Origin of the sequence: Xanthomonas sp. D-36-1, from assembly GCF_017746155.1 — a bacterium.
Lineage (GTDB): Bacteria > Pseudomonadota > Gammaproteobacteria > Xanthomonadales > Xanthomonadaceae > Xanthomonas > Xanthomonas cissicola.
In genome coordinates, this window is record NZ_JAGHWR010000096.1 from 1 (window position 1) to 1504 (window position 1504).

Below are 1504 nucleotides of genomic sequence, written 5' to 3' on the forward strand. Positions count from 1 at the left end.
GTCCGCCCTGAACAACTCGCAAGCCATTGATCTGGCTTGCATTTCTTCAGGTTGATGGATGCAGTATTTGCAAGGTATGGTTTTGCCAGTGACTGTTTTCTTGCAAATTGTTCCGGGGGAGTCCGATGGGTCCGAAGCCTTCGCAGCCACAGTCCGGTGAGTTGTTCCGTCCCAGGCTGGACGAGCAGATCAACATGAAGCACCCGCTGGTGCGCCTGGCCGGGTTGATCGACTGGGGCGAGATCGAGCGCACGTTTGCTGTGTCGTTCACTTCTGGGCGCGGACGGCCTGCATTGCCGCCACGCCTGGTCGCCGGCCTGCTGTACCTGCAGCACACCTTCGATGCCTCCGATGAGGCAGTGGTCAACACCTGGGTGGAGAACCCGTACTGGCAGTTCTTCTGCGGTGAGACCTACCTGCAGACCGAGCCGCCCATCGATCCGTCCAGCCTGACGCGCTGGAGGAAGCGTGTCGGGGAGGAAGGCGTGGAGACGCTGCTGGCGGCCAGCATCGATGCCGCCCGGCGGGGCGGCGTGATCCGCAAGTGCAGCGTGCAGCAGGTCATCGTGGACACCACCGTCATGCCCAAGGCCATCGCCCATCCCACGGACAGCCGGCTGCTGGACAAGAGCCGCCAGCACCTGGTCAAGGCAGCCCAGGACAACGGGCTGCGGCTGCGCCAGAACTACAACCGGGTGGCGCCACGACTGGCCGCGCAGATCGGGCGTTACGCGCACGCCAAGCAGTTCAAGCGCATGGGCCGCGCGGTGCGCACGCTGCGTACCCGTGTGGGCCGCGTGCACCGAGAGGTGCAGCGCCAACTGCACGTGCTGCCCGAAGCGGCCAAGGCCGAGGTCCAGGACCTGCTGCAGCGCACCGGCCGCATCTTGGCCCAACGGACCAAGGACAAGCGCAAGCTGTACGCCCTGCACGCGCCCGAGGTGGAATGCATCAGCAAGGGCAAAGCGAGGACACCCTACGAGTTTGGCGTGAAGGTCAGCATCGCCACCACGTTGAAGGAAGGCTTGGTGGTGGGCATGCGCTCCATGCCAGGCAATCCCTACGACGGCCACACGCTGGCCGAGACGCTGGAGCAGGTGGGCATCCTCACCGGCACGGACAAGCGGCCGGCCACGGCCATCGTGGACAAGGGCTACCGGGGTGTGGAGATCGAAGGCGTACGCATCCTGCGCTCAGGGCAAAAGCGCGGCATCACCAAGACACTGAAGTCCATGATCAAGCGACGTAGCGCCATCGAGCCGGCCATTGGACATATGAAGATGGACGGACGGCTAGCCCGCAACCCGCTCAAGGGCGCGCTGGGCGATGCGCTGCACGCGGTAATGTGCGGCGCCGGGCACAACCTGCGCATGATCCTGGCCGCGCTGCGGCTTCTATGCGCCCGCTTCGGGCTGTCGATACAGGCGGTCATCGCCGCCCTGCTCTTCGCGCCAGGGCACCGCGAGCCCGCCTGCGGTTGAGAACGGAATTGTTCAGGGCGGAC

General features: G+C 65.1%; 1 protein-coding gene. It reads left to right on the forward strand.

All coding sequences use genetic code 11. The annotated features are described in order from the left end of the window. Positions 1-125: 125 nt before the first annotated feature. Positions 126-1481, forward strand: a complete 1356-nt coding sequence (locus J7367_RS20530; RefSeq protein ID WP_057663026.1) for an IS5 family transposase — start codon at positions 126-128, stop codon at positions 1479-1481. The last annotated feature ends 23 nt before the right edge of the window (positions 1482-1504 follow it).